Origin of the sequence: Pseudomonas sp. CBS, from assembly GCF_024734645.1 — a bacterium.
GTDB lineage: Bacteria > Pseudomonadota > Gammaproteobacteria > Pseudomonadales > Pseudomonadaceae > Aquipseudomonas.
On the sequence record NZ_CP102929.1, the window covers coordinates 17,393 to 40,981 of the forward strand.

At 62.4% G+C, this 23,589-nt stretch carries 17 protein-coding genes; 5 read left to right on the plus strand and 12 right to left on the minus strand.

The window, feature by feature from the left end:
• Positions 1-120: 120 nt before the first annotated feature.
• Positions 121-750 (plus strand): DNA-3-methyladenine glycosylase I, encoded by a 630-nt coding sequence (locus NVB75_RS00075; RefSeq protein WP_258345227.1) that lies wholly within the window; start codon positions 121-123, stop codon positions 748-750.
• A 73-nt stretch (positions 751-823) separates the two neighbouring features.
• On the opposite strand, the gene NVB75_RS00080 is transcribed toward NVB75_RS00075, so the two are convergent.
• From NVB75_RS00080 to NVB75_RS00120, 9 genes are all read right to left on the minus strand, one after another.
• Positions 824-1,225, minus strand: coding sequence for a cupin domain-containing protein (locus tag NVB75_RS00080; RefSeq protein WP_258345228.1), 402 nt, complete (start codon positions 1,223-1,225; stop codon positions 824-826).
• Between the two features lie 83 nt (positions 1,226-1,308).
• Positions 1,309-2,742, minus strand: a complete 1,434-nt coding sequence (locus tag NVB75_RS00085) for a PLP-dependent aminotransferase family protein (RefSeq protein ID WP_102604666.1) — start codon at positions 2,740-2,742, stop codon at positions 1,309-1,311.
• A 59-nt stretch (positions 2,743-2,801) separates the two neighbouring features.
• The gene (locus NVB75_RS00090; RefSeq protein ID WP_093209187.1) at positions 2,802-3,569 is read right to left on the minus strand and encodes an SDR family oxidoreductase; all 768 of its coding nucleotides are present in this window, start codon (positions 3,567-3,569) and stop codon (positions 2,802-2,804) included.
• Positions 3,570-3,588: 19 nt separating this feature from the next.
• Positions 3,589-4,656, minus strand: a complete 1,068-nt coding sequence (locus NVB75_RS00095; protein WP_258345233.1) for a phosphotransferase family protein — start codon at positions 4,654-4,656, stop codon at positions 3,589-3,591.
• A gap of 130 nt (positions 4,657-4,786) precedes the next feature.
• A complete protein-coding gene (locus tag NVB75_RS00100) occupies positions 4,787-6,643 on the minus strand; it encodes a pilus assembly protein TadG-related protein (protein ID WP_258345235.1) in 1,857 nt (618 codons plus the stop codon).
• An 89-nt stretch (positions 6,644-6,732) separates the two neighbouring features.
• Positions 6,733-7,683 carry a 2-hydroxyacid dehydrogenase gene (locus NVB75_RS00105; RefSeq protein WP_258345236.1) on the minus strand — a complete coding sequence of 317 codons (951 nt, stop codon included), beginning with the start codon at positions 7,681-7,683 and terminating at the stop codon, positions 6,733-6,735.
• A gap of 131 nt (positions 7,684-7,814) precedes the next feature.
• Positions 7,815-8,351: a cysteine hydrolase family protein gene (locus NVB75_RS00110; RefSeq protein WP_258345238.1), complete on the minus strand. Its 537-nt coding sequence runs from the start codon at positions 8,349-8,351 to the stop codon at positions 7,815-7,817.
• A 216-nt stretch (positions 8,352-8,567) separates the two neighbouring features.
• Positions 8,568-9,164, minus strand: coding sequence for a TetR/AcrR family transcriptional regulator (locus NVB75_RS00115; protein WP_258345240.1), 597 nt, complete (start codon positions 9,162-9,164; stop codon positions 8,568-8,570).
• 52 nt (positions 9,165-9,216) lie between these two features.
• A complete protein-coding gene (locus NVB75_RS00120) occupies positions 9,217-9,600 on the minus strand; it encodes a tautomerase family protein (protein ID WP_063029436.1) in 384 nt (127 codons plus the stop codon).
• Positions 9,601-9,852: 252 nt separating this feature from the next.
• Between NVB75_RS00120 and NVB75_RS00125 the strand changes: the two genes are divergently transcribed.
• Complete coding sequence (locus NVB75_RS00125; protein WP_258345241.1) at positions 9,853-11,130, plus strand: serine/threonine transporter; 1,278 nt, start codon at positions 9,853-9,855, stop codon at positions 11,128-11,130.
• A gap of 80 nt (positions 11,131-11,210) precedes the next feature.
• On the plus strand, positions 11,211-12,857 hold the full coding sequence (locus tag NVB75_RS00130) for a SulP family inorganic anion transporter (protein ID WP_258345244.1): 1,647 nt from the start codon (positions 11,211-11,213) through the stop codon (positions 12,855-12,857).
• A 45-nt stretch (positions 12,858-12,902) separates the two neighbouring features.
• Here the strand turns inward: NVB75_RS00130 and NVB75_RS00135 are convergent, their stop codons facing one another.
• A complete protein-coding gene (locus tag NVB75_RS00135; RefSeq protein WP_017479943.1) occupies positions 12,903-13,397 on the minus strand; it encodes a DUF934 domain-containing protein in 495 nt (164 codons plus the stop codon).
• Positions 13,381-15,039 (minus strand): nitrite/sulfite reductase, encoded by a 1,659-nt coding sequence (locus tag NVB75_RS00140; RefSeq protein ID WP_258345245.1) that lies wholly within the window; start codon positions 15,037-15,039, stop codon positions 13,381-13,383. Before NVB75_RS00140 ends, NVB75_RS00135 begins: the two co-directional genes overlap by 17 nt.
• A gap of 450 nt (positions 15,040-15,489) precedes the next feature.
• Here NVB75_RS00140 and NVB75_RS00145 point away from each other — a divergent pair, with 450 nt between their 5' ends.
• The gene (locus NVB75_RS00145) at positions 15,490-16,569 is read left to right on the plus strand and encodes an ABC transporter substrate-binding protein (protein WP_258345247.1); all 1,080 of its coding nucleotides are present in this window, start codon (positions 15,490-15,492) and stop codon (positions 16,567-16,569) included.
• A gap of 6 nt (positions 16,570-16,575) precedes the next feature.
• On the opposite strand, the gene NVB75_RS00150 is transcribed toward NVB75_RS00145, so the two are convergent.
• On the minus strand, positions 16,576-16,791 hold the full coding sequence (locus NVB75_RS00150) for a DUF2970 domain-containing protein (RefSeq protein ID WP_008432997.1): 216 nt from the start codon (positions 16,789-16,791) through the stop codon (positions 16,576-16,578).
• Between the two features lie 141 nt (positions 16,792-16,932).
• Between NVB75_RS00150 and NVB75_RS00155 the strand changes: the two genes are divergently transcribed.
• Entirely contained in the window at positions 16,933-23,565 is a 6,633-nt protein-coding gene (locus tag NVB75_RS00155; RefSeq protein WP_258345249.1) for an NEL-type E3 ubiquitin ligase domain-containing protein, read from the plus strand.
• The last annotated feature ends 24 nt before the right edge of the window (positions 23,566-23,589 follow it).

Here is a 23,589-nt window from a genome sequence, read left to right on the forward strand (position 1 = left end):
AATATTACGTGGTTGGCCGGTCCCGGTCTGACCAGTGGGTATGTAAGGTCTGTGCTTGAGCGGTTGGCGGCGGGAATTTTTTTTCGCTTATCATCCTCAGCTTGGCCAAACAGGTGAGCTATGGATATTCCGGGACTGACGACGGATGAGAATGGCCTGACGCGCTGTACATGGCGCACGGCAGCAGCGGAATACCCCGATTACCACGACCATGAATGGGGCGTGCCGGTGGCCGATGACATTGCGCTGTACGAGAAGATTTGCCTGGAGGGATTTCAGGCGGGCATGGCGTGGATCACCATCCTGCGTAAGCGCGAGGCGTTTCGGCGGGCGTTCGAGGGCTTTGATTTTCGCCGGGTGGCGCAGTACACCGAGCAGGATATCGAGCGGCTGATGGCCGACCCGGGCATCGTGCGCAATCGCGCCAAGATCGTGTCCACCATCAATAACGCCCGGCGCGCGTGTGAGCTGGTGGATGAAACCGGTTCGCTGGCGGCGTGGCTGTGGTCGTTTGAACCGTCCGCCGATGAGCGCCCGGCGCAGGTCGACCTGGCGTACTGGACGGCCAACCCGACTTCAGCCGCTTCAACACGCTTGTCGAAGGCCCTGAAAAAACGCGGCTGGAGCTACGTGGGGCCGACCACCATGTATGCGTTCATGCAGGCGATGGGCATGGTCAACGACCACCTTGAAGGCTGTGCCTGCCGACCTCGAATCGAACAGCTGCGCCACCATTTCAAACGCCCCTGAGCCACTGACTGTGCGCGGTTAAAACGGTGGGATCAGGCAAGCCAGCTCCCACAGGAGGGTGCGGTGGCGCGGGTTAGTGTGGCAGCGGCGTGAGTACGTCGGCCTTGTCATCCATCACCATCACCACCAGCAGTTTCGCCGGTTGGGTCTGGCTGGCATTGCTCGATTCAAAGTGCCGCGAGCCGGCGGGCTCGTAGAACGATTGGCCGACCTTGTAGGTGATCGCCTTCTCATCGTTGACCCGCGAGGTGATTGCACCTTCCAGCACGTAGGCCACGGCAGTGCCGGTGTGGCGGTGGGGAACGGTGGCCTGGCCCGGCGCATAGTCTACGGTGAGCATCACGGTTTTCTTGCCGGGGACGTTGGTCAGGGCGTGTTCCTGCAACACGTTGATCTTTTCCTGGTTGTACACCGGGTCGTGGGCAAAGGCGCTTAACGAGGCCAGCAGCAGGGTGGTGCCGAGCAGTACTTTCATGGTGAGGCTCCGAGTGAGTCGAGACCTGTTCACCCTAGGCCCCGATCCGGATTTGACCAATAGCCAATCCGGCGGAAATTCCCTCAGCCAATCTGTCGCAGGATATCCCGTACCACGTCCAGCGCCGGGTCAATGTCCAGGGTTTCGATCGCGCCAAACCCGATCTTCAGCCCCTCGCGTACCGGTGTGTCGTGGAAAAACACGCTCAGCGGATAGAGCCCCACGTCAGCCTCCCGTGCCAATTGGGTGAGCTGCGGGATATTCACCGGCACCTTGCACAGTGCGGCCAGATGGAACCCGGCCACGGTGGGCACCACGTCGAACCACGGCGAGAGGTCCCCCGCCAGGCGCTGCAGAATCCGTTCCCGGCGCCCGGCATATACCCCATGGCAGCGCCGAATGTGCTTGAGCAGGTAGCCTTCGCTGATGAACTTGGCCAGGGCCCATTGCGGCAGGGTGGAGCTGTGCTGGTCGGTGAGTTGCTTGGCCTTGAGCACCGCGCCGAAAATCGCCGGCGGCAACACCGTGTAGCCCAGGCGCAGCTCCGGCAGCAGGGTTTTCGAGAAGGTCCCGACGTAGGCGACCACGCCGCGGGTGTCCATGCTTTGCAGGGAGTCGGTGGGGCGGCCCTCGTAGCGGAATTCGCTGTCGTAGTCATCCTCGATCACGATGGCGCCCAGCGCCAGCGCACGTGCCAGCAATGCCTCACGGCGTGGCACGCTCATGGGCATGCCGAGGGGGAACTGATGGGACGGTGTCACGTAGATCAGCCGCGTGCCATCGGGAATCAAGTCGACCCGCAGGCCGTGCTCGTCCACCGGCACGCCCACCACGGTCGCCCCCATGGCGTCGAACATCAGTCGCACCGGGGTGTAGCCGGGGTCTTCCATGGCGACGACGGTGCCCGGTTCCAGCACCACGCGGGCGATCAGGTCGAGCGCCTGCTGGGCGCCGTTGGTGACTACGATGTCGTCTTCACTGCACCTGACTCCACGGGAAAATGCGATATGCCCGGCGATTGCACTGCGCAGGGCCGGCAAGCCTTCCGGCCGGCTGTAGAAGCCGCTGTCCTGTGAGATACGGCGCAAGGCATCGAGGGTGCAGCGCCGCCATTCATCCTGGGGGAACTGGCTGCGGGCGGTGGCACCGCCGATAAAGTCCCGGCTCGGGCGGGTTTCACGGTTGGGGTGACCCATGGGCGCGGGAAGGGCCTGCCACTTGGCCAGGTTGGCGGCGCAGGCAAGGTCGGCGGCACTTTGCAGGTGTTCGCGGCGCGTGGCCCAGGCGTTGACGAACGTGCCACGGCCGATCCTGCCGACCAACAACCCTTCGTAGGTCAGCGCCGCGTAGGTGTCTGAGACTGTCTTGCGCGACACGCCCAGTTGCAGGGCCAGCAAGCGGCTGGGAGGCAATTGCGACCCGGCCACCAGTTGTCCCGACTCAATGGCCGTGCGCAGTTGCTGGTAAAGCTGTTCGGCCAGGTCCTTGCGGCCCTTGATAACGACGTGCAGTTCCATGTTTCATCCAGAGGCAAGCAATCACCCGCAAGATTACCGCAAGTCACCCGCCAGCCGAATCAGGACAGGAAACCGCCGTCTACATTCAGCGACACGCCGGTGGTGTAGCTCGACGCATCGCTGGCCAGGTACAGCACCGCGCCGGCCATCTCGCTCGGGTCGGCCACGCGCTTGAGGGGAATCTGCGCCAGGGCCATTTTCAGGATCGAGTCGTTCTTCACCAGGGCCGAGGCGAACTTGGTGTCGGTCAGGCCCGGCAGCAGCGCGTTGCAACGAATGCCGAACGGCGCGCATTCCTTGGCGAAGACTTTGGTCATGTTGATCACGGCGGCCTTGGTCACCGAGTAGATGCCCTGGAACACACCCGGGGAAATCCCGTTGATCGAGGCCACGTTGATGATGCTGCCACCGCCGTTCTCGCGCATCAGCTTGCCGGCTTCCACGGACATGAAGAAGTAGCCGCGAATGTTCACGTCGACGGTTTTCTGGAACGCGCCCAGGTCGGTGTCCAGCACGTTGCAGAACTGCGGGTTGGTGGCGGCGTTGTTGACCAGGATATCCAGGCGGCCGAACTGTTCGCGGATCGCGGCAAACACATTCGTGATCTGTTCCATTTCGCCGATATGGCAAGCAATGGCGGTGGCCTTGCCGCCGTCGGCGATGATCGCGTCGGCCACGTGCTGGCAGCCGTCGAGCTTGCGGCTCGACACGATCACGTGGGCGCCTTGCTGGGCCAGCAACTTGGCGATGGCTTCACCGATACCGCGGCTGGCGCCGGAAACGAAAGCGATCTTGCCGTCGAGGTCGAACAGTTGAGTCTTGGACATGGTTTTTCCTTGAAGAGGGTCAGAGGGAAGACTGTTTGATGACGTTCAGGCTCATCTGCTCCAGCAGCTTGTTCATGTGAATGAACTGCGCAAAGCGTTTGTCCTGGGTCTGGCCATGGAAGAAGCGGTAGTAGATCTGCTGCACGATGCCGGCCAGTCGGAACAGGCCGTAGGTGTAGTAGAAGTCGAAATTGTCGATCTGGATTCCGGAGCGTTCGGCGTAGTAGTCGACAAACTGACGCCGGGTGAGCATGCCGGGGGCGTTGCTTGGCTGGCGGCGCATCAGTTGCACCGGCGCCGGGTCGGCCGCTTCGATCCAGTAGGCGAGGGTGTTGCCCAGGTCCATCAGCGGGTCGCCGAGGGTGGTCAGCTCCCAGTCCAGCACGCCGATGATCTGCATCGGGTTATGCGGGTCGAGGATCACGTTGTCGAAGCGGTAGTCGTTGTGGACGATGCTCGAGGTGGGGTGGTCGGCGGGCATCTTGTCGTTGAGCCAGGCGCGCACGGCTTCCCAGCTTGGGGCGTCGGGGGTCAGGGCCTTTTCGTAGCGGTCGCTCCAGCCGCGAATCTGCCGCGCCACATAACCTTCAGGCTTGCCCAGGTCGGCCAGGCCGCAGGCGCTGTAGTCGACCTGGTGCAGCTCGACGAACTTGTCGATAAAGCTTTTGCACAAGGCTTCGGTTTTCGCCGCGTCCAGGCCCAGTTCCGGCGGCAGGTCCGAGCGCAGGATGATCCCCTTGACCCGCTCCATCACGTAGAACTCGGCGCCGATCACCGACTCGTCGGTGCAGTGCACGTAGGCCTTGGGGCAATACGGGAAACCGTCCTTGAGCTGGTTGAGAATCCGGTATTCGCGGCCCATGTCGTGGGCGGACTTGGCCTTGTGGCCAAAGGGCGGGCGGCGCAGCACGAATTCCTGGCCGGGGTATTCCAGCAGGTACGTCAGGTTCGAGGCACCACCCGGGAACTGGCTGATTTTGACGCTGCCGCTCAAGCCCGGGATATGGGCCTTGAGGTAGGGATCGATGAGGCTGGCATCAAGTTCTTCGCCGGGGCGAATCTGGGTCGATTGGTCGTTAAGCGCCATGCTTATCCCTTCTGCTTATTCTTAAGGCCTTGGACTATTGGCTAATCTAATGCGCGCGGCCGCCCAGCCACAAGGTTGGGGCGGCTTAATAGGTTAGCGTGTTGGCCGATGATCAGCGGGCTTGATGTGTTCAGATCACCAGAATTGCGCGCCCGCCGGGGCTGCAGGACAGGTTGGCACCGATTTCGACTTTTGCCAGGTCTACGCCCAAACCGGCGAGAAGGTTATTGACCAATGGGTCGAGGAGCGGGCTGAGCACGCCGGAGATGATGCTGGTGAGGAGATTGAGCACGCCCGTCACCAGGCCGACCACCACATTCAGCACCAACCCCAAAAGCCCGCCTTGTGTGGGTGGATGGTTGATCAACTGGATGCCACTGAGGGTGTTGCTCAAGCTGCCTACCACGTTACTTGAACTGAAACTGAAGTAGGCGGGGGGCTGATTCACCTCCGGCGGCGACCCATAGGTGTGATTGCGGGTGGTCTTGGCCACGCTGCTGTCGACTCGCAGGCTGATGCCGCCCACGGCATAGGGTTGCCGAGGGTCGCAGGCGCCCTTGCTGCAGGTTTGTATGCCCAGGTCGAGCAAAGGAAACTCGTCGACGCTCAGCGGGGCGGTGGAAGAAAACAGGTTTTTCGGATCGATCTGGCCGACCATCAACCGCACGGCCGAAGTGGTGCCCACCACCGACAACGATTTGTCCGCCGGCCCATTGCAGCGAAAGCCGGTCACCTCGCTACTGCCACTGGCGGCTTCCAGGGCCACGTCGAGTTGGGTGCCGATTTTCGCGTCCAGGGAGCTGCCGAGCAACAACCCCAGCAGGCCTGTCACCCCGCCCACCACATCGTTCAGCACACCGACCACGGGCAAGTTCACGGAGATCAGGGTCCTGACTTGCGCGGTCCTGACGTAGATCGGCTGGGTGGCGATCAGCTTCGGGTTGCCGATGGCGGATATCTGCGCCGGTTCAATCACCTTGGTCTTGACCGTGATGTTCAGCAATCCCAGCACATCCACCGGCAGCTCCACCGCCACGGCGTTGTACTTGTTCGACAGTTGCACAAACCCCTGGATCAGGTTGAACAGTTGCAGCTTGACGTCCAGAGCGCTCTTGTCGGTGCCGTTCTGGATGGTCAGCAGGTCGCCCAGGTGCAGGATCTTCGTGCCGGGAGCAATCAGCTTGATCGCTTCCAGGTTATTGATCACCACCTTGACCGCATCGCCCCCTATCTTGATGACATCAATTGCGGCCTGGATCAAGTCGCCAACACTGGCGTCGGTCTTGAGCAGTTCGTCGTAGTTGCCGGCGCTGACATTCAGCCGGATGGCCAGGGCGTCCAGATAACTGAGCAGGCTGATGTTGGTGTTGATCAAGCCCTCCCAGCCCACCGCGTTGAGTTGCAACTTGCCCCCCAGCAGGCCGCCGATGAGCGCGTTCAGCGCTGCGGACTTGGTGCTGTCCACGGTCAACAGCGTGCTGCGGATGGTCAGCGTCGCCACCGGTGGTGCGGGGACGGCGGCCACGGCCACAGCCTGCAACCGGATGCTCGGCTCGAAAGGGCCAGGGGAGAACAGCATGAGCAGGCCATTGGCGATACTGGTGACAACACGATGGGTGGCGATGACCTGGATCGCATCGGCCTTGGAGGGATTGGGGCTGAAGGTGCGTATGAAGTCAGCCCCGGAGACCAGGGTGCCGCAGGCGGTGGCCAGGGTGCGGTTGTCGTCGATCGGGAAGTCATTGCGGGTCGCGCTTTGAATCGCGAATTGCGCGGCGTTGGTGTTCGGCGAGACGCAGGCGCCGCCGCGGGTCACCACTTCCAGTGCCGCAGTGTCGGCAACCCGTTGCAGCTTGCGCTTCTCCAGGTACAGCCGGCCGCTATCGACTACCAACAACATAAACAGCAGGGCGATGCCGAGGGTCATCGCGCCCATCAGTCCTATTGCGCCGCGTTGCCGGGCCGGGCCGAGTCCGTGGCAAACCATCCTGCGTTCCTTTGCCGGTCCAGTGCCGACGTCCTGAGCATCCCCGCAAGAGTGTAGTCAGGATTTGGATGGTTGCTGGCTATTGGCTACTATTTTTTAGGTGGCAATGTCACGGGTGTCAGTACAGGGCGGCCGGCGAAGTACTCCTGCAGGTTGTCTGCTACGCGCTGTACGGTGTCATGGGCGGCCTCCGGCGACAGGCCGGCGACGTGGGACGTGAGTACGGTGTTGCTGAGGCGCTTGAGCGCATCGGGCACGTTGGGTTCATCGTCGAACACATCCAGTGCCGCGCCGCCGATGCGCCGTTGTTCCAGGGCGGCAATCAGGTCGGCGGTGACCACCACGCTGCCACGGCCGATGTTCACCAGGAAACCGTTGGGCCCCAGCGCGTCGAGGGCCTGGCGGTCGATCAAATGCCGCGTGCTGGCGCCGCCGGGTGTGGCCAGGATCAGGAAGTCCGAGGCGCGCGCCAGTTCCACGGCGGTGGCGCAATAGGTGTAGTCCACGTCTTCGCGGGGCTGGCGGTTGTGATAACTCACCTCCATGCCGAAACCCAGGGCTGCGCGCTTGGCGATCTCCAGGCCTACGGCGCCCAAGCCAAGAATGCCCAGCTGTTTGCCGGCCAGGGAAGGGCGCATCACCTTGGGCCATTCGCTGCGCCGTACTGCCGCGTCCGCCCGGGGAATGTCCCGCACCAGCGACAGCAACAAGGCCATGGCATGGTCGGCAACCGACGGTGCATTCACCCCGGCGCCATTGGTGACCACGATTCCACGGTTGCTGGCGGCTTGCAGGTCCACGTGTTCATAGCCGGCGCCGACCACGCAGATGATCTCCAGCAGCGGCAGCGCGGCGATTTCCTCGGCGTACAGGCCCAGCGGGCCACGGGTCAGCACCGCCTGGATCTGCCCGCCATGGGTCTTGATGGCCTTGGCGCGTTCGGCCGGGGTCGGCGCGAGAATCACGTGAAAGCCATTGCCTTCGATGATCGGCAGGTAGTCGTTGATGGTTTCAACCAGGACCAGAACGGTGACGGGCATGCGAGGGCTCTTCCTGAAGGGTTTGATGGCTTCAGTATGCGACATTTTTTCCGAATGAATCCCGCGTTACGCGAAGAAAAATCCGACGCCCGCCGGGTATTGGTACTCCGGCGGGCGTTTTAAAGGGGAGGCTAAAAGCCGATATCTTCCGCCTTCACGCGCCGCACAAATGCCCCGGCCAAGGTCCCGTTGTGATGCTCGATAATTGCCTCGGCCGATAGCGCCGGAGTGTCCATACAAGTATGGGCATCCTCCGGCAGCAGCACCGAGAACCCCAGCTCCACGGCCACTCGGCACGTCGTGTCGATGCAGTACTGGGTTTTCATCCCGACGATCACCAGTTCATTCACCTGTGCCGCCGCCAGTTGCTGCGCCAGCTCGGTGCCGAGAAAACAGCTGGGCCGGGTTTTATTGAAAACCGTGTCGCGAGCTTCATCAACCTCCAGTGCTGGCCATAGCTGCCAAAACGGGCTGCCCACCTCGATGGGCGAACCCGCAGGGCCGGTGTGACGTGCAGCGAAAACCGGCACGCCAGTGTGTCGGGCGCGCTGAATCAGCTGGTTAATGTTGTCGAGTACGCGCTGGCGTTCGTAGGGTTTTTCCGGACCATCGTACAGACCGGTCTGCATGTCGATGATCAGCAGGGCGGGGCGCTTGTTATCAGGCATGGTACTGCTCCTTGTGTTTGCCAGATGGCGGAGCAATAAAAAGGCCCCGTCCATTGCTGGCGGGGCCTTGGGTAAATCCGGGTGGCTTAGTTTGCGCGCCACTCACCGCTACCACACGACCCGCCGGAAGCGGTCGTGGTGGTGGTGCGGGTGAGGGCCAGCTGAATAAGGTTCATGGGCCGATCATGCTGGCGCTGGCGTTTGGCTGTCAACGCATCAACCGAGGTTTTTTTTCGGGATCAGCAAATTCCTGGCGGCAGCGAGGAATTCATCAGACAGGCCGTTGCCTTTGGTCGCACGGGCCAGGGTGAGGGCGCCGACCATGATCGCGTACTGGGCAATGGCGGCCTGCCGATCACCTTCGGGTGTTCCGGTGGTCTGGGTAGCGGCCAGGATCCCCATGGACGCTTCAAAGCCCTGGATGAAGCTGCGTTGCAACGCGCTGTCGGCGGCTTCATGGCACATGTCCCCGGCAAACGCCGCAACCGGGCAACTGTCCCCGGGGTTGTCACGATTGGCCGCCGACAGATACGGATCAATCAACGCCAGGCGCGCAGCCTCGGGATCAGGGCTTTGCTCGACCCTGGCCTGCCAGCGCTCGCTCGACTGTTCGAACGCCCGGTTGCAGGCTTCGGTGGCCAGTGCCTCGCGGGACTCGAAGTGCCCGTAGAAACCGCCATGGGTCAGCCCGGCAGCCGCCATCACGTCCGACACGCTGATGCCATGGATGCCCCGCTCACGAAACAGCCGCGTGGCAGCCTCCACGATGATTTCGCGATTGAGTTCGGCTTGTTTGCGGGACACGCGTGGCATCGGGGGCTCTCTGGATCAGGTTGTGGCAGGAATAGGCGGCATCATAAAACGTTTAGCTGGCGTACTGCGCAATCCCGTTGCCGAACGACCAGTTTTCCTTCTTGACCTCCACCAGGCTGATAAACACGTCTTCCAGGCGCACCGCCAGTTCACGGTTCAGACTCTCGGCGATGGTCTTGTACAACAGCTTTTTCTGCTCGGTGCTGCGGCCTTCGTTCAGGGTGATCTGGATGATCACCAGGTTGTCGCTGCGCTGGATACCCAGGTACTCGGGGTCATAGATGAAGTGGTGTTCATCGTGCTCGGTGAGGATCTGGAAATTGTCGTGCTCAGGCACGCCGATGGCCGTGTGCATGGCGTTGTAGATCAGCACGCCGACGCGTTTGGCGTAGGTGACGTCGGGGTTTTTCCGAAGGTCGATGCGCACGATAGGCATGGCGGGCAGTCCAGTGAGGGGCGTGCTCTAAAAATACATGACGTGATGAATTTATAAAATAGATTTCTTATGAAATGTAAAATTGACCCTGCCAGAAACCCTTTCAATCCTCTGCACTGCACAACCATTCCTCAGCTAAGTCTTTGCTTCTTCAAGCGAATCCCGGACAATCGCGCCCCTGTTTCGGTCGTGGCGCTGCCTGTCAGGTTTTTCTGACTCGTCTCGACTGAGTGAATGCGGAGATCCGAACGGATGAATGATCAGGCCAATAGCGTCGACGAACGCTACGCAACGACACCTGCAACCCTCACAAGCTGGAGCCGCCAGGACACCACCTGGATGCTCGGGCTGTTCGGTACGGCCATCGGCGCCGGCACCTTGTTCCTGCCGATCAACGCGGGCCTTGGCGGCTTCTGGCCGTTGGTGATCCTCGCGCTGCTGGCATTCCCGATGACGTTTTTCGCTCACCGTGGCCTGACCCGCTTTGTGCTCTCGGGCCGTGAAGGCTCGGACATCACCGACGTGGTCGAAGAACACTTCGGCCTCAAGGCCGGTGCCGCGATCACCTTGCTGTACTTCTTCGCGATCTTCCCGATCCTGCTGATCTACAGCGTGGCGCTGACCAACACCGTCGGCAGTTTCATGGAACATCAACTGCACATCGCGCCGCCACCGCGGGCGATCCTGTCGCTGGTGCTGATCCTCGGCCTGCTGGCCGTGGTGCGTTGCGGCGAGCAGGTGATCGTCAAGGCCATGAGCCTGATGGTGTATCCGTTTATCGTTGCCTTGCTGTTCCTGGCGGTGTACCTGGTGCCACACTGGAACGGTGGCATCCTCAGCACCGCGACTACCGTGCCGGCCCCGTCGGCGCTGCTGCACACCCTGTGGCTGGCAATTCCGGTGATGGTGTTCTCGTTCAACCACTCGCCGATCATCTCGGCCTTTGCGGTGGACCAGAAGCGCCAGTACGGCGAGCACGCGGAAGAACGCAGCTCGCAGATCCTGTCCCGGGCGCACATCCTGATGGTGGTGATGGTGCTGTTCTTCGTGTTCAGCTGCGTCCTGACCCTGTCGCCGGCCCAACTGGCCGAAGCCAAGGCGCAGAACCTGTCGATCCTGTCGTACCTGGCCAACCACTTCAGCAACCCGACCATCGAATTCGCCGCGCCGCTGATTGCGTTTGTGGCGATTGCCAAGTCGTTCCTGGGCCACTACATCGGCGCCAGTGAAGGCCTCAAGGGCCTGGTGCTCAAAAGCGGCCGCCGCCCGGCTGCCAAGACCCTGGACCGCATGACAGCCGCGTTCATGCTGGTGGTGTGCTGGATCGTCGCCACCCTCAACCCGAGCATCCTCGGCATGATCGAGACCCTGGGCGGGCCGATCATTGCGTCGATCCTGTTCCTGATGCCGATGTACGCGATCCGCAAGGTGCCGGCGATGGCCAAGTACCGTGGCCAGGCGTCCAACGTGTTTGTGACGGCGGTGGGCCTGGTGGCGATTACCGCGCTGATTTATTCGCTGGTGTCCTGACAGCACCGGGTTTCAGTGCAATGATCACGGCCAATTCGCAAACAGCGGATTGGCCGTTTTTTTTGCCAGGGAATTAGGGATTGAACACCAAGCCTGAGAGCGACACCACGCCGAACCGTGCACAAGACTTGCTGGCCGGCCTGTCCATCGCCGGCCTGTTGCTGCCCGAGGCCGTGGCCTATTCCAGTATCGCCGCGTTGCCGCCCCAGGCGGGGGTGATCGCCTTGTTCGCCGGGTTGTTGTGCTACGGCCTGTTCGGCACCAGCCGCTTTGCGATTGTCTCTGCCACGTCGTCCTCGGCGGCGGTGCTGGCGGCAGCTACCGCGACGCTGGCGGGGGGCGACCCGACACTCAGGTTGAGCCTGGCCATGGGCCTGGTCATGGTGACCGGAGCGTTTTTCCTGTTGGCCGGGTTGCTCAAGCTGGGTGGGCTGACCTCGTTTATCGCCAAGCCGGTGTTGCGTGGCTTTGCCTTTGGCCTGGCGCTGACGATCATCCTCAAGCAGTTGGCCAGCGTGGTGGGCGTGCACCTGACTGATAACAACCTGATTCGCTTCCTGCCCCAACTCCTGGAGCAACTGCCGCGCTGGAACTGGGCCGCCGCTGCCGTAGCGGGTGTCGCGTTGCTGCTGCTCTGGCTATGCGCGCGAGTCCGGCGCCTGCCGGGCGGGTTGCTGGTGGTGATCCTCGGGATTGCCGCCGGCCAGTGGCTGGACTTGCAGGCCCATGGCGTGGCATTGATCGGCGTGATCGACCTGCGCCTGGAACTGGCGCACCTGCCCGTGTTGCCGTTTGCCGACTGGTTGCGCCTGGGAGAGCTGGCGTTTGCCATGGTGATGATTCTTTACGCCGAGTCCTACGGCTCCATCAGCTCATTCGCGCTTAAACATGGCGATCGCGTGTCATCCAACCGCGATTTGCTGGCGCTGGGTGCGGCCAACCTGTTGTCCGGGTTGTTTCAGGGGATGCCCACTGGCGCAGGCTATTCCGCGACCTCGGCCAATGAGGCGGCGGGCGCCAACTCTCGACTGGCGGGAGTCGTGGCGGCGCTGGTGGTGTTGCTGATCGTCTTGACTGTGCTGCCGTGGGTAGCGCTGACGCCGGAGCCGGTGCTGGCGGCCATCGTCATTTATGCCTTGGGTCGTGGCTTGAGCCTGCAGCCCTTGGGCCGCTATTTCTCCTGGCGGCGCGACCGGTTGCTGGTGATTTGCGCGGTGGCGGCGGTGTTGGTGCTCGGCGTGCTGGACGGCCTGCTGGTGGCGGTCGGCATCAGCGTGGTGTTGATGCTGCGGCAGATGTCGTCGGCAGACGTAAAGGAGTTGGGGCGCATTGACGGCGGGCATGATTTTGTCGACTTGCTGCGTCACCCGAGCGCCGAACGGATCCCCGGTGTGCTGATCGTGCGGCCCAGTGAAGCGCTGTTCTTCGCGAATGCCGAGCGAGTGTTGGGGGCGGTGTTGAGCCTGATGCGGCACGCTACGTTACCGGTGCACACGGTAGTGCTCAGCCTGGAAGAATCCCCCGACCTGGACGGCACCAGCATCGAGGCATTGCAGGCGTTTTTCGTACAAGTGCAAGGGGAGGGCAACTGCCTGGTGTTGGCTCGGGTGCGGCATGAGGCACAGGAGGTGTTGCAGACGTTGCCTGAGGCGTGTGCGCCGCAGGTGCTGATCAATGGGTTGAGTGTCGATGGCGCGGTGCAACTCGCGTTGCAACCCACCGCCTGAATGCAAAAAGCCCCGACGGGTCGGGGCTTTTTATTGAAGCAAGGCTTAACGGCGGCGGAACAACGGCAACGGTTCGTCCGTCGCGGCCTGGTACGTCACCGAGAAATCCTTGAGGCTTTCCAGCGCTTCGTACGGGTCTTTGTCTGCGCGCAAGGCGAAGGCATCGAACCCGCAGCGGCGCAGGTAGAACAGCTGGTCGCGCAGCACATCGCCAATCGCCCGCAGCTCGCCTTTGTAGCCGTAACGGTCACGCAGCAAACGTGCGTTGGAGTAGTTGCGACCGTCGGTGAAGGCCGGGAAGTTCAGGGCGATGACCTGGAAGTGCTCCACGTCATCACCGATCTCTTCGGCTTCTTCATCGGCGTCCAGCCACACACCCAGGCCGCCGTCGCGGGCCTTGAGGGCGTGAGCGTGTTCGCGCCACAGGGCCAGCGGCACGATCAGGTCGTCGCAGTTGGAGATGCCATCGAAGCTCGCGTCCTTGGGCAGCAGGTGCCAGGTTTCGTCGACGACTTCGTTGTTCTTAATGATTCGCTGCATAGACGCGCTCCTTGAACAGGTCAATGCCGATGCGCTGGTAGGTGTCGATGAAACGCTCATCTTCGGTGCGCTGTTCAACGTACACGTCGATCAGCTTACCGATCACGTCAGGCATGGCTTCCTGGGCGAAGGACGGGCCGAGGATCTTGCCCAGGCTCGCATCGCGGCTGGCGCTGCCACCCAGGGACACTTGGTAGAATTCTTCGCCTTTCTTGTCCACGCCCAGAATGCCGATGTGGCCGACGTGGTGGTGACCACAGGCGTTCATGCAACCCGAGATGTTCAAGTCCAGCTCACCGATGTCGAACAGGTAGTCCAGGTCGTCGAAACGGCGCTGGATCGATTCGGCAATCGGGATCGACTTGGCGTTGGCCAGGGAGCAGAAGTCGCCGCCCGGGCAGCAGATGATGTCGGTCAACAGGCCGATGTTCGGCGTGGCAAAACCCTGCTCGCGCAACTCGCCCCACAGGGTGAACAGTTGGGACTGCTCGACGTCGGCGAGGATGATGTTCTGCTCGTGGGAGGTGCGCAGTTGGCCGAAGCTATAGCGCTCGGCGAGGTCGGCGACGCCGTCCAGTTGCTTGTCGGTGATATCACCCGGTGCAACACCGGTAGGTTTCAGCGACAGGGTCACGGCCACATAGCCCGGCTTTTTGTGGGCCAGGGTGTTGCGGGTGCGCCAGCGGGCGAAACCCGGGTGCTGCTGGTCAAGCTCGGCCAACTCGGCGTCCTGATTGCTCAGGACCTTGTAGTCCGGGTCGACGAAGTGTTTGGCGACGCGGTGCACTTCGGCTTCGGTCAGGGTGGTCTGGCCGCCGCGCAGGTGTTCCATCTCGGCGTCGACCTTCTGGGCAAACACCTCGGGGGTCAGCGCTTTTACCAGGATCTTGATCCGGGCCTTGTACTTGTTGTCACGACGGCCGTAGCGGTTGTAGACCCGCAGGATCGCGTCGAGGTAGCTCAACAGGTCCTGCCACGGCAGGAATTCGTTGATGAACGCACCCACCACCGGCGTACGGCCAAGGCCCCCGCCGACGAGAACACGGAAGCCCAACTCGCCAGCGGCGTTATGCACCGGCTCCAGGCCGATATCGTGCACTTCGATGGCGGCGCGGTCCGAGGTCGAGCCATTGATGGCGATCTTGAACTTGCGCGGCAGGTAGGCGAATTCCGGGTGGAAGGTGGTCCATTGACGGACGATCTCACACCATGGGCGCGGGTCGATCAACTCGTCAGCGGCAACGCCGGCGAACTGGTCGGTGGTGACGTTGCGCAGGCAGTTACCGCTGGTCTGAATGGCGTGCATCTGCACGGTGGCCAATTCAGCGAGGATGTCCGGCACGTCTTCCAGGGCCGGCCAGTTGAACTGAACGTTCTGGCGAGTACTGATGTGGGCGTAGCCCTTGTCGAAGTCGCGGGCAATCTTGGCCATCATGCGCGTCTGACGGGAAGTCAGTTGGCCATAAGGCACGGCAACCCGCAGCATCGGCGCAAAGCGCTGAACATAAAGGCCATTTTGCAGGCGCAGAGGGCGGAACTCTTCTTCGCTCAGTTCGCCTGCCAGATAGCGTCGGGTCTGATCACGGAACTGCTTGACGCGGTCCTCGATGATGCGCTGATCGTATTCGTCGTATACGTACATATAGGTCCTGTTCTCGGCAAATCTGCGCGCACGGCCGCGCACTCCCAACGGAGCCGGCGCACGATACCAGTTTGCGTTTATGCGCAAAAGTGATGTTTGAGTATATGCAAATAACCAAATCGCCTAATGAGAACGGTTATCGTGATACCCACATTTGTCATGCGGGCAATCATGATCTTTACTGTGCTCGTGTCTTTGTGCAATCACCTATAAAACCGACAAGAGGCGATGCAATGAGCAATCCGACCAAAGCCCGCAAAAGTGACAGCAGTGTCGATGCCTGGGCCATTCTGTTCTTGATTATCCTGGTGGTTTCCACTGCCGTGTTCTGGGTCAGCCATCAATAAAGGGTGTTACCCGAGCTGAATTGTCCGACAATCGGCAATTAACCGAGATTGACCGGCCCGATGTCATTATCATGGGCGGTCATTCCGAAGGGCTCAGGCAACGATGTTGAAGGTTCTCTGCAAGTGCTTGCTGGTGCTGAGCATGCCGTTCTGGGCTGTTGCCCAAGCGACGTCGGTGGTGTTTCTCAACCCTGGCAATTCGACCGAGACCTTCTGGGTCAGCTACGCGCAATTCATGCAGGCCGCCGCCAGGGACCTCGGCCTGGATTTGCGTGTGCGCTATTCCGAGCGCAATCCCGAGACCACGCTGTTGCAGGCCCGTGAAGCCCTGCAGGGCAGCGAGCGTCCGGACTACCTGGTGCTGGTCAACGAACAGTACATCGCCCCGCAGATTTTGCGCCTGTCCCAAGGCAGCGGGGTCAAGCTGCTGATCGTCAACAACGCGCTGACCGCAGACCAGACTCAACTGCTGGATGCCGGCAAATACCCCAACTGGATCGGCAGCATGGTCGCCGACGACGAACAGGCGGGTTACCTGATGCTTACCCAGTTGTTGCGCCTGCATGGGCCTGTCGCCCCTGGCCAAACCCTCGACCTGATCGCGTTCTCCGGGGTCAAGACCACACCCGCCGCCCAACTGCGCGAGCAAGGTTTGCAGCGCGCCCTGGCGGATCATCCAGAGGTGCGCCTGCGCCAGTTGGTGTATGGCGAATGGAGCCGCGAGCGTGCTTTCGAGCAGGCCACACAGTTATTCAAACGCTACCCGCAGACTGCACTGGTGTGGTCGGCCAACGATGAAATGGCGCTGGGGGCAATGGATGCACTCAAAGGCAGTGGCCGCACGCCGGGCACGGACGTGTTGTTCGGCGCGGTCAACAGTTCGCCAGAAGCCTTGCAGGCACGCCTTGAGGGGCGCCTGAGTGTGCTGGTGGCCGGGCACTTCACCCTGGGCGGCTGGGCGATGGTGGTGCTGCATGACGATGCCCGGGGGCTGGGCATGGCGCAGTACGGCGGGCGTGAGCGCACGCTCGGGCTCTTTCGATTGATTGATCCGCCACAAGCCACGCGCCTTTTAGCGCTGCACGGGCGTGAGGACTACGGCGTCGATTTTCGCGCGCTGTCAGCCCAGGGCAAGCCCGCCACCTATCGCTACCCGTTCAGCCTGCAACTGCTGATGCATTGACCGGGTTCAAACACCGGCCAGGTGCAACACCAGCTTGACGATGCCAAACAGGGTCAAGGCAAACACGGCGGTAAACACAATACCCAGGATGACAAAGTGGCTGGGCTTGCCATGGGTAAAGTCGCGGGCGCGATTCTTCCCGCTCTGCACCCCGAAGGCGGCTGCCATCACGCTGTGAAGCATCTGCCAGAAAGTCGGTGGCTTGTTGTTGGAGTCGTCCATAAGGGCCTCGCGGTAGGGATCAAACCCATGGATGAGGATAGTCAAGTTCCCGCAAAACACCGGCTGTAGCTATCTACCGCCCTGGCGGTTGGCCCGTTCGCTGTACTGGAACTCCTTAACAGAGTCATCAGGAACGAGCGCATGCCAACCTTACCCGCCCCGACAGAGCAGGGGCTACACACCGCATTGATCAAAAACAGCTTGCCCGGCTGGATTGCCCGCAGCGCGGCTGCGGACATCCGGCGCTTGAAGCCGGGCCTGCTGCCCGGGCGCGTCCCCGAAGATGCACCACCTGCCTGGCTGAGCAGCGCGCCTCAGGAGCTGCGCCAGGCATTCGCCGACAGCCAGCTGGCCAGTCGCCGGGCCCATGAGCGGCTGGCCAAGACCCTTGACGGCCTCAAGGGCATCACCGAGTTTGCCCAGCCGCTGCTGGAAGACGCCTGGCGCAAACGGTTCGGTGAAGTACCGGACGTCCACAAGTACCAGTTGCACTACTTGCGCTACCGCCAGGTGCCACAACAGCATTCGTTGTTGCAGGCGGCATTGCTCAACTTTGAAGGCAATGAAGACTTTGCCGATATCGCCCTTGAGCAAACCAGCGCGCTGGCCCCCGAGGGGGCGTTGTACACCGAGTACTACGGCGAAATTCTGAACGACCATTCACGCCGGGCCCGCTATCGCTACCGCGAAAAGCTCGCCGTCACCCCGGACCAGTTTGCCGCGCTCTGCCGCACGCTGGACCTGGGGCAGCAATACCAGGCGCATTTGCAGCAGGTGTTCGAGGACGCGGGCACCAAGGCGGTGGTGCGCGAGCAGATGATCGACGCGAGCAAGAAACTGCTGGCCGTCAGGCTGCACACGGCGCGGATGAAGAACGAAATCAGCGACAGTGCCTATGCCATGCTCAACGCCTTACTGGCCGGTACCGAACGGCCGCAGTTGGATGGCAAGCCCGTCGCCTGCAGCCAATTGGCGATCCTCGGCTGCAAGGTGGGTGAAGTCGTGCTGATCGGGCCGGGCGTCGGCGCGATAGAAGATGCCCGGCAGCAGTTGGGCTGGGGCACTGTGCTGGTGCCCGGCGCCTCGCTCGGGGAATTGCTGGTGCCGGCCGCGGCCGACCAGCGGCTGGTGGCGTGGATCCCCGGTGCGCCGTTGTGCCCGCTCAAGGAATACCCGTCGATGAAGGCGTTCGAGGCGGACCTGGCGATCAAGCTGCGCTCCCCGGGCTATCAACGGCTGTTTGCCAGCCTGGTGCCGCAAGACGAAGCCCCGGCTTTCCTGCAACGACTGAAGACCAAGCTCTTTACCTTCGAGTGGAATTCCCGAGGCTACATGGAGCAGATCTACGACCCGAACATCAACCTGGCTCGCCGCGAAAATCTGATCAGTGGCGAGCTGTTCGCAGCGCTCTATGACAACCACCTGCAACGCCTGAAAGATAACGCCAGAACGCTCGCCGTACCCACCGCCGAGGCGGATCGCAAGGCTGCCCAGGAACGCCACGAACATTGGCTGAGTATTGGCTTGAATGTGTTGAACGTGGCGGCCTTTGTCGTGCCCGGCCTGGGGGAGGTGATGCTGGCGGTCACGGCGGTGCAGCTGGGCCTGGAGGTCTACCATGGCATCGAGTCGTGGAAGGAAGGCGACATGGATGCCGCCTGGGGGCATCTGGAGTCGGTGGCGCTGAACGTGGCATTCATGGTCGCCCTCGGCGGGTCGACGGCCCTGGCCAGCCGCGCGCCGAAGATCCAGGTGTCCCGCTGGGTGGATGGCCTGGTACCGGTCAAACTGCCCAGTGGTGAAGCCCGGCTGTGGAAGCCGGACCTGGCGCCGTACCGCTGCGAGGTGGTGCTGGACCCGGCACTCAAGCCCAATGCCCGGGGCCAATACGAGACCGGCGGCAGGATTTACGTGCGTATCGGCGAAAACCTGCATGAAAAGGGCTTCGACAGCCGAATCCGCAAGTGGCGGATCAAACACCCGGACAATCCCGAGGCTTATCAACCGATCCTTGAACACAACAACGCCGGTGCCTGGCGGCATGTGCATGAGCAGCCTCTCAAATGGAACCGCCTGACCCTGTTACGACGACTGGGGCCTGCCACTGAAGAACTCTCTGATACGACCCTGGGCATTATCGGGGATATCAGTGGGGTCCAGGATGACGTGTTGCGCAAGGCGTATATCGAAGGTAGGCCGCTGCCCGCCGTGCTGGCCGATACCCTGGAGCAGTTCCGCAGCCAGCCAGTGGCGGACACGGCGCCGCTGGCTGGCGATGAGGCGGTGCTGCAACGGCGCTTCCCAGGATTGTCGAGGCGAGCCATCCAGGAAATCCTTGATACCTCCAGCGAACCGGAGCGCTTGCAACTGCGCAGTCAGCGTGGAGCCTCGGCGCGCCTGGACAATGCCGCTCGCCGCGCAGTCCAACAAGGCCGCCTGAGCCGTGCCCTGGCGGGGCTGCATCGCCAGGCCGACGCCGTTGCCGACACTGACCGCCTGGCCCTGCATTGCCTGCAACACTTGCCGGGCTGGCCCACCAATCTGCGTCTGGAAGTGCGCTTTCAGGCTGTCGACGGGCCTTTACTGAACAGCATTGGCCCGCAAGATGCGCCGCTGCGCAGGTACCTGGTCAAGCAAGGCGAAACCTTCCAGGCCTACGACGAGCGCGGTGTCGCGCTGAACAGCCGGGCCACCGGACGGCGCAATTTCTTCCAGTCAGTCGTGCATGCGATCCCCCCTGCGGCACGACCTGGCCTGGACATGCCCGTGGCGACCCTGGACCGGGAACTGCAACAAGCGGTGGCCGGTTATGCCACCCGCCGCCGTAGCCAAATGTCCGATGTGCTCGGCCTGCGCGCACCGCGTTCGCGACCCGTGTTGACGGGGGCAGGGGGCGTCCTGGGTTACCCGTTGAGCGGTCGGGGCAAAGGCTTTGAAGTGGATGCATCGCTGACGGCGAGGGTGCAGGCGCTCTATCCCAACCTCAACGCCGGGCAGGCCAGCGAGTTTGTCCTGAGCCGATTGCAGGCCGGTGAAAGCGCCCAACAGGTCTTCACCCTGTTGGGAAACCGCCAGCGTGAGTTTGACCTGTTGCAGGCAGAGCTTGATCAGTGGACCGCCGCAGCGTTCCCACAGCCGGGTAGAGTCAGTGATCAGCAACGGATGGCGGCCGACATCATCAGTTGCTGGCGCCAGGGCATTTACCGCGAGCGGCCGCCGCTGAGCACCCTGTCGCTGGGCAGCGTGACGGACCTTCCGCGGCTGAGTGCAGACTTTTCCCATGTGCAGTCGCTGAGTGTGCGAGCCGAGGCCTTATCGGGTGAGCAGGGTACAAGGCTGGCTGAGCAATTCTGCGGCGTGCAACGCCTTGATGTATTCCTTGAGGCAACGCCAGGCATCGAGCTGGTCGACGGACTGAACCGCTTTACCGGGCTCACCCAGTTGACATTAAGCGGCCGGGATATGGCCTATCCGGCTGCGTTCATGCAACGCCTGGGGGGAATGGAGCCTTTGCAGCACCTGAGCATCGAGGGCGTTTCGCAACGCCTGGACGTCAGCGCCCTCACGCACTTGCGCTCGCTGCGCATGGAGGGCTCGGTGCAGGAGTGGCCACAGGGGGTGGCGTCACTTGAGCACCTTGAGAGGCTCGACCTGTGGCGAACAAACATCCGTTCGGTGCCCCCGTCGATGCTCATCGGGCATGAACGCCTGTGGCGCGGCTTGAACCTGCGGTGGGCCGCGTTTGACCGCCGGGAATTCATGGCGGTGTATGAACACGTGCGGGGCAATCCGGCTCACCTGCTCAATGAGCAAGCCCTGGTGCGAGGTTACTGTGAGGGCGTGATGGATCGTTTGAAAGACGTGCGCTGGGGGTTTGGCATAGACGTTGTCTCTCAGTTCCAGCAGCAGGGTCTGACCACTGAACAGATACTGGCCCGCACTCACCAGGTGCTCGACGAACAGCTCGCCCTGAGCCGGGACCTGGAGGCGTGGGCGGCCAGGGAGTTGCGGGTTGACCGCCGGCAGGTGGATGTCTTTTACCGCCAGCGCGCCGCCGAGCGGCTCCTGGACAGTTGGCGTGAAGGCCTGGGGCCGCGGTTTGCGCCGTCGGGCATGTCGGCGCGCTCCAACCTGCCGACCGCCACACTGAACCTGTCGGGGGGTGTGCTGGGCGACTTGCCCGGGTTGCCGGCGGCCGCGTTCGCCCATGTCAAACAGGTCAACCTGAGCGGCACCCGGGTTTCCATTGAGGCGCTGAATGACTTTCTCGGCGCATTCAACGCCATTGAAGACTTGAACCTCAGTGCCAGCAACCTGGCACAACTGCCTTCGGCCCTGGACAACTTCACCGCCCTGCGCCAGTTGGATCTTTCCCACAACCAACTGAGCATCATCCCGTCCATCCAGCAACGCTTGAGCCGCCTGACGACTCTTGAAACCCTGGACTTGCAATACAACCGTGTCGCGAACCTGGATGTGCGCGGCCTCAAGGCCCTGCGCCATTTGAACCTCAGCCGCACCGGAGTCACCGAATGGCCCGAGGGTGTTCTGGATGTGCCGACCCTGGAGAGCCTGGACCTGAGCCACAGCGCTATCACCCGCGTGCCCGCCCAGGCGCTCACCGGCCACGACAGGCTGTTGCTCAAGAGCAACCTGCGGGGTTGCCGACTGACTGCCAGGGCCTGCGCCGACATCCTGGCCTTTGCGCAACGCACCCTGCGGGAAAATCCATTGGGCCTTGATGTGGAATTACTGCCGTTGGTGGGGCCGGAAATCTACCTGCTCAAGCCGCTGGGCATTCCCCAGGAACAGCTGCGCATCGGCCGGACTGGCGGCGATCCGGAATATTTCCCGGTCAGGGTCACGGACGACCCCGGCCAGTTGCTGTTGCCCCTGCACGTTGAGAACGTCGACGCGCAAGCACGCCTCACTCCGGCGGCGCGCCTGCAACAACTGGATCCTGCCTTGAGCAGTGCCGAGGCGGTGGCGCGCATCGATGAATGGCTGGCCGCCGGCCTGGGCGCCACCGGCGTCGACACACGCCTGGTGCAATTGCACGCCGAGCATCAGCGCTTGAGCCGGGCGTTGAACAGTTGGATCGACATCGAAGGTTATCGTGAGGGGGGCGGCTGGGTCAGTGCCCTCGACCGTCGTCGTGCGGCCGGCCGGCTCCTTGAGAGCTGGCGCCACAACCTGCGTGCCCGGCCCGAGGTGCCGCCGGTGGACGGGCGCGAGGTACTGGACCTGTCCGGGTTGTATCTGGGCGACCTGCCCACGTTGCCGGCGTCAATGAGCCACGTCAGCGTGCTCGACCTCAGCGAGGTGAAGCTGACGGAGCAGGGTTCCAACGGGTTCCTGGGTAGCTTTCCCCACCTGCGCCGGCTTGTCCTCAACAAGAATGGCCTGGCGCACCTGCCCGAGGTGATCAACCAATACACGGCGCTGACTCATCTCGAAGCCACCTACAATGATTTGCGCGATGCCGTGGAGCTACAGGCACTGCTTGGCCCGTTAAGCGCGCTGGAATGGCTCGACCTTGGCGAAAATACCCTGGCCAGCCTGGATGTCAGCGGCCTGCGCGGGCTCACAAACCTGGACCTGCACAACAACGTCCTGGAGGAATGGCCGGCCGGGGCATTGGAACTGCCGCGACTGCGCACCCTCGACCTCAGCAATAACCAGATCGAGACCATCCCGGACGATGCCCTGTTGCCTCGGCACAACCTCCTGATGAGCAACACCAACCTGACGGACAACGGGTTGGAAGAACGTGTGTTCGAGCGCCTGAGCGACTTCCTCGAGGAAACGGGGTTCGGCCTGGGTTATACCCGGGAGCAAATTGATCGCGAGCTCGATGGCTTCCTCCTCAGTACCAGCCACGAGGAAGCGGATCTGAGCGGTGAGCTGCATCCGGAGCTGCTGACGCCCGCAGCACAGAAAGCCCAATGGTTTGCTGGCGTGGCGGCCGACTCCAGCAAACACGCGGTCTGGGAGTCGCTCAAGAGCGCTGACGACAGTGAGGATTTCTTCTACATCATTTCCCAGCTGAAAAACGCCCAGGACTTCATCACCGACCGCCCTGAGTTGACGCGCCGGGTATGGGAGGTGCTGGAGGCCGCCGAGCAACGTCCGGCGTTGCGCGAGCAACTCTTCGGCAAGGCTCGCGGCATGCGGATCAACGCGACCTGCGGTGACGGCTGGATCCTGCTGTTCAGCGACCTTGAAGTCAGTGTCTATGAGTTCAAGGCCCTGGAAACCGTGGAGCCCGGGAAAGAAGGCGCGGCGCTGTTCAAGCTGGCCAGAAGCATGATCCGCCTGGAACAGACTGAAGCCACCGCCAGCCGCGTGGTCAGCCTCAAGCCCAGTGTTGACCCGGCGGAAATTCGCCTGGCCTACCGCATCGGCCTGGCCCAACGTCTGGAGTTGCCGCGCCAGCCGTCCGGCATGCTGTACCGCAACCTTTCCCAGGTGAAACAGGCCGATATCGACCAGGCCTACGCCAGCATTATCGCCCGGGAGGCGACCGAGGCGTTCACGGCCGATCTGGTCACGCGCCAGTACTGGGTCGACTACGTGCAGAAGCAATACGCGGCCGACTTTAAGACGCTGGCCCAGACACAGGCCCGCGAGGCTGAAGCCCTGGAGGATCGCTATCCGGAGTTTGGTGCGCAGTACGAGGCAGAAGCCGTGGTACTGGCCAAGCAAAGGACTGAGCAACGCCAGGCCCTGTTGATTCGCCTGTCCGGGCGGGAGAGAGCAGCACTGAGGCTATAACAGCCTGTGCCCCGGCGGCAGGTC